The following is a 6,000-nucleotide window of genomic DNA, read 5'->3' on the forward strand; positions in this document are numbered from 1 at the left end:
GGAACATTGTTGCGTGAGCAAACCCAACATATAGCTGAGGCTCTCGCTATGCGACCAAAAGCAGAAAACTTGCCTCCGGCGGGGGCGCTCCGGCTCCGGGATGATCGCGAGTTTCCCCGCACAGTCCGTAGGAGGTTGAAGTAAGGGCCTGATCATCCCGTCTGCCATCGATCCGGGACAAGCCGAGCAGACCGGGGGGCACGGGGCCAAGGTCGTTCGTCCAGTAGGGCGCTCCACCTTGGCCCCGTGCCCCCCGGTCCACTTCCCCTTCGGGCGGGTCGACGGCAGACGGGATGATCAGGCGGGCGGAGTATGCGCGCCGCGCGGGGTTCTCAGGCGTGCCCGTCGCGTGCCCCGATGGGACGAAAATGATGGGGAACAGCGGGAAAGGGCTCTTGGGAACTCCCTGAACGAGAACGTCCCGTCCCAGCATCGGCTGAACCCGAAGTACACCTTCGAGACCTTCGTGATCGGCTTCAGCAACCGGTTCGCGCACGCGGCGGCGGTCGCGGTGGCCGAGGCGCCGGCCAAGGCGTACAACCCCCTGTTCATCTACGGTGACTCGGGCCTGGGCAAGACCCACCTGCTGCACGCGATCGGCCACTACGCGCAGAGCCTGTACGACGGCGCGCGGGTGAGGTACGTGAGCTCGGAGGAGTTCACCAACGACTTCATCAACTCCATCCGCGACCACAAGGCCGACAACTTCCGTGGCCGCTACCGGGCGGTGGACATCCTGCTGGTAGACGACATCCAGTTCCTGGAGGGCAAGGAGCAGACGCAGGAGGAGTTCTTCCACACCTTCAACACCCTGCACAACTCCAACAAGCAGATCGTCATCTCCAGCGACCGGGCGCCGAAACAGCTGGTCACACTGACCGCCTACTTCGGCCTGTCGATTTACAACCAGGTCAACGAGCTGACGATCCTCATCAAGCAGCAGTCCCGCAACGGAGAGGGTTTTCTGCCGGTACAGCTGTTGAAAGCGCTGTGGATAACGCTGGGGAGAAGTCAGGGACAGCCTGGGGACACGTCGTGGAGAACCTGGGGAAACCTCGTGGATAGCTAGTGGACAGAGGGCACCGAATCTGAGGACGGCCTGTGTGTACTCCGGAGTTCTCCCCAGCCCCAAGAGTTGTCCACAGTGGTCGCCCACAGCCCCGGTGGATGAAAAAACAGCACTTGACCTGCGGAAACAATGGCTTTCCACAGTATCCACAGCCCTTAATACGAAGGCCACTTGTATCTCTAACTAGGAAACCTAAGAGCCATAAGAAGGGGAGCGCAGGTGCGCGACAGTGAACACTTGAACCCCAGGCGCCGAGCGGATGGCGCTCGACACACAGGAGGCGGATCCACGTGATGTTCCGGATTGATCCAGACGTGCTTGTTGACGATGGGCAGCTCAAGATCCTAGGAGGCGCTGGCGAGGGCATGATCGGCTTCTTCAGCGCGGGAGGCCGCAACACCACCCGACTCCTCGTCCCCGAGTTCCCCAGGTACCGCTCGCTTCTGCCGACGAGGCGCAGGCGGTCGACTTCGAGGGCGACGACATCAACATCGCCCTCAACCACCAGTTACTGCTGGAAAAGACTCAGGGCTACCTCTCTTACTCACAGAAGGAGCAATCTCCTTCGAGGGCGAGCAGCGAAGGTGTCATGCTCACCCCTCAGACTCTCTACCCGAGAACCGGCGAGGCCGTCGCCCCAAAGCGAACGACCCCCTGCGCCAACAGGGAGCCGCTCTCACGCCCGATCCACTCAGCTAGTACGAAGGGACGTTTCATCATGAGGTTATTCCAGGGATCCTCACGGAGTAACACTGAATCTGCCTCCGAACCGCCCCGGCTTCCCCACCGCTGGGTAACCATCCTTGGGTTCTCCGGGCTCGTTGGAGCGCTCGTTGGTGTGGTGTCTGGCTTCGCGGTAGGTGGCATTGCAGGTGTAGGTGCTGGTTTGACCACGGGCATCGGGATCGCTGTGCTCCTCGCGACCTGGCTCCAGAAGGCAATTGACTAACGTAGGGTTCTCGTTTCCCCTCCCTAGACAAGAGTCCAAGCCAAACCCACTGAGTTAAGGGCGTCCATGGTGTCGCTTCGCGATCAGCTTCATGTCCCCTTGGCTCAGTGGCCTCACCTTGGGATTGGCAGCTCCGAGGAGAGCGGGGAAGAGTTGGAGACGATGCAGTACTGCAACGAGTACTGCAACAGCCCCTCACAACGCCTCGCGATCACACCCATCTAGCACCATTCGAGGGTAGGTCGTAAGCTTTTGACGGTGGCCTGGATGCTCCTGATAAGGAAGCGGTCTTGAAGGTCAGGCCGTGCCCGTTGCGTGCCCGATGGGGCGGGCAATCGCGGGAGATTGTAGTTGACGGCATGTGATGGCCGCCAGCACGCACACAACGCTGAGGTGGCGCTCAAGCAGCTCGCGGTTCCTGTTATCCACCCTTCCATTAGGAGGTGCGATTGCTCTATTTGGCAATGAGATCAATCGTGGCGACGACGGCCGAGATCATGCCGCAGAAGGCAGCGGTGGTAGCCACCGACTTCTCTGGCGCAACCCATAGTCCTCGGTTGAGTTCACGCCACTTCGGCGGTACCACAGCGAACTTCAGCTTCTGCCACTTGTGCTGCTGATACGAGCACCCCATCAGGAGGCCGTGAGCGTTTTTCCGGCAGGGTTGTCTATCGCGCGTGAGGGCGCCGCACCACACTGGCACGCGAAAGAGGAAGAACACCGTGGTCAACCCGGACAGAGCAAGCAAGCCCGCAGGACCGACTGATTGAGTCAGCCAACCTGTGATCACCACCACAAAAAGCAGGTAACCCCAATACTTCCCGAGTGATCCCGATTTTCGTTTGGCCATGTCCGGACACTACTGAATGCATCAGAGTATGAACAGAGAGCAAGTATTCACCCCAGAGCTACGTGCATGTCACGTTGACGAGGCTCGCATCCTAGGGGTACATCATCACGCTAGACAGCAGAACATCGGGGGCCAATCTTTGTATAATTCGCCGTGCCAGTTCGAGAGCGTGATCGCATGCCGTTGATATGCCATTAAGGGCGACCAATGAGGGAGATTCACGGTCACTCACAGACATTCCGCCGTCCGGCTCGCCATCTGAAGATCGGGCAGATTCGCAAGCAGGATGTTAGGCATGGCAACTGTCGAGCGCGGTTGCAGTTTGGGTTGCAGTTCCGCGCCATGTCGCCCAGTTCAGGAGCGGCCGTTCAGGAGCGGCCGTTCACGGGCGTCTGTCCAGGTTGAACGTACTGGAGTGATCACGGCCCGAGCTGCTAATGCGGTTTGGGCAGGTGCCCTCTCGCCTGGCATCGCGGTTAAGGTCGAGGTGTGGATGAGGCCATGGCGAGTGCGAAGAGGTGGCGCGAACAGGTTCGGGCGCGAGGTTCCATCGAGCAAGACCGTGAGGCGTTGGCACGGCTGGTCGAGTACGACCACGATCCGTTCGAGACCGAGTTGTATGAAAGCTCCTCCGACCCGCAGAACCGGTTGGTCGACAGAGCCGAGAGGTCATATGCCGGTCAGTATGACCGTCACCTACGCCGGCTGCGAGAGCGCGCCAGGCACGCCGAGGTCGATGAGTAGCCGTTGCGGGATATGCGCGGGATGATCTTCGGTGGTCGAGACGGGAAACGATGCTCTTGCCCTGGTGAGAGGCCCTGTCTCTGCTCGGAACGCAGCCCTCTTGAAAACCGCCATGCCTCCGGCGGGGGCACTCGACTCCGGGATGTTCGCTGGTACGCGACCACAAGGCCATATGTGGTTGAGATGGACCTGATCATCCCGTCTGTCTCGACCCAGGCAAGCCCAGCAGGCCAGCTCCTCCGGCTCAAGCCCGTCTATGACGGTTGGCATCCCATGAATGAGGAACAGTGACCGGCGAACGGACACGCGAAGACGGGCTTGCCCCTCCGTGCCGGCCCGCTGCCGCTTCGCGGTGGGTCGAGGCAGACGGGATGATCAGGCGGGCGGAGGTGTGCGCGGCGCGCAGCTTGAGCCCTGCGCGGGTTGCAGTTTGGGTTGCAGTTCACCGCCGTACAGCCTCGTCCTAGGCAGACCAGCCACCCCTGTTGGTCCAGGTTGAACCGATCCGAACGGGCAAGATCAGAGTTGCTAATGCGGTTTGGTTGCTCTCCAGATGTTGCCGTAGGGGTACCGCTCTGCAGTCACCTTGCGGTGGGCGGTCGATGCATAAGGTCGGAAGTCGATCAATGGACCGAAACTGCCTTACTAATGACGGTGCAGGCATGTTCCCTGGTCGGAGGGATGCCTCTTCGTTCTGAAATATTTGAGTCTTCAGCTCCGAGCAACTGGGGTATCTAGGGTGGACGGGTGGTGTGACGGTCGGGTGTCAACGACATCGTTCGGCTAGCCGTCTTCCGTTCGGCGTGCGAATCTCCGTTCACGGGCGAGGGGTGGCACTTATGGGTGGTGGCCGGTGGCAGGAGCGTCGTGCACTAATCGCTCTGGTGGCGTTGGCTGTGCTGGGGGCGGTAACAGCCGTTCTTACGGCTTTCAGGGTGACCAACCCCTGGGCCGTAAGTGGTGCCGCGGTCGGGGTGGCGGTCGTGGTGGTGCTGTCGGGGTTGGCACAGGAACGCTACAAGCGGCTCACTGCTCGACGTGACGAGAACGTGTTCAAGTTAAAAGACGGCTGCCTAGTTTTGCCTAGCGGGCGCCTGCCGAAGGTGGCGCAGCTGAATGACCCGATTCATCTTGGGGTGCATCCGGCGATCGTGCTGTCTTCCGCACCCAAGGCAGAGCCGCCGACCTACGTGCCGCGTGACGTCGACAGGCAGGTACGCGAGCGGCTTATAGCGGGCGGATTCGTGTTGTTGGTGGGGGATTCCACCGCAGGTAAGTCCCGCACCGCTTACGAAGCCATGCGTGCGGTGCTGCCCGATCACATAGTAATTGCTCCACATGACCGCATCGCACTACCAGCCGCGATCGAGCAAGCCATCCACGCCAGCAGGGCCGTGCTATGGCTGTCAGACTTGGAACACTATTTAGGAACCGGCGGGTTGACCCGTGAGCACATCGCTCGTATCACCGCAGGAAACGCCCACCGAGTCATCTTGGCCACCTTGCGCAGCGCCGAACAGGCCCGCCTTACTAGCTCTTCTATCGTCCACGATGACACCACACGATCAGTTGTCCGTGAGATGAGAGAAACTCTGGAGCAGGCTGAGGTGGTCCGACTGGAGCGTAAGTTCACCACTAGTGAGCTGGAACGTGCACAAGCCTGCGTTTGGGATTCTCGTATCGCATCAGCCGTGCAGCAGACTAATGAATATGGAATTGCTGAATATCTTGCCTCTGGCCCGGAACTGCAACGCGATTACGAAAACGCATGGGATGTAGGAGTCAACCCGCGTGGTGCGTCTCTAGTCGCTGTCGCTATCGACTGTCGTCGGACCGGATACACCAGCCCGGTTCCCCGTCAACTTATCGAAGAACTTCACACTAATTACTTGGAGGTCAAAGGCGGCCACCGGTTGCGGCCAGAATCTCTGGAGGAAGCGTGGGAATGGGTGATCCGACCTCGCCGTGCTACTACTGCACTACTATCGCCTATACCGGAAAGTGTCGCCGATGGCGTTACCGTTTTTGACTACCTCGTTGACTTGAAGCAGCAAGCCGACGGCCCTACAGCGCAAGTTACCGACTTAGTGATACACGCTGCTCTCAATCACGTTCACTATCCCGAGGATGCCGAACAGATCGCCTCTACCGTCGAGCGTCAAGGCCGCTACCACCTCGCCGAACCAGCATGGCTCAAGGCAATAAACCTTCGACGACAGGCACTGGGGGAAGAGCACCCCGACACGCTAACCAGCCGCAACAACCTCGCAAACGTGTTTCGTGACCTAGAGCGGTTGGAGGAGGCTGAGGTCGAGCAGCGGGCCGTCTTAGAAATACGCCGCCGGGTGCTGGGGGAAGAGCACCCCGACACGCTAACCAGCCGCAACG

3 protein-coding genes and 1 pseudogene are annotated in these 6,000 nt (G+C 60.1%); 3 read left to right on the plus strand and 1 reads right to left on the minus strand.

Annotated features, from left to right (window positions below; all coding sequences use genetic code 11):
• Positions 1–427 precede the first annotated feature (427 nt).
• A pseudogene (locus AB0B90_RS20395) lies at positions 428–877 on the plus strand (DnaA/Hda family protein); the annotation flags it as partial.
• Positions 878–2,472: 1,595 nt separating this feature from the next.
• Here AB0B90_RS20395 and AB0B90_RS20400 read toward each other — a convergent pair.
• Positions 2,473–2,868, minus strand: coding sequence for a hypothetical protein (locus AB0B90_RS20400; RefSeq protein WP_344749634.1), 396 nt, complete (start codon positions 2,866–2,868; stop codon positions 2,473–2,475).
• 489 nt (positions 2,869–3,357) lie between these two features.
• Here AB0B90_RS20400 and AB0B90_RS20405 point away from each other — a divergent pair, with 489 nt between their 5' ends.
• Together AB0B90_RS20405 and AB0B90_RS20410 are read left to right on the plus strand one after the other, a co-directional pair.
• On the plus strand, positions 3,358–3,612 hold the full coding sequence (locus tag AB0B90_RS20405; protein WP_362924042.1) for a hypothetical protein: 255 nt from the start codon (positions 3,358–3,360) through the stop codon (positions 3,610–3,612).
• Between the two features lie 983 nt (positions 3,613–4,595).
• The coding region (locus tag AB0B90_RS20410; RefSeq protein WP_362924044.1) for a tetratricopeptide repeat protein at positions 4,596–6,000 on the plus strand (1,405 nt) is incomplete at its 3' end.

This window comes from Streptosporangium sp. NPDC049078, assembly GCF_040648855.1.
GTDB lineage: Bacteria > Actinomycetota > Actinomycetes > Streptosporangiales > Streptosporangiaceae > Streptosporangium.

Coding starts and splice junctions, on each gene's coding strand:
- AB0B90_RS20400 (WP_344749634.1), bottom strand. CDS start 2,868: ATGGCCAAACGAAAATCGGGATCACTCGGGAAGTATTGGGGTTACCTG.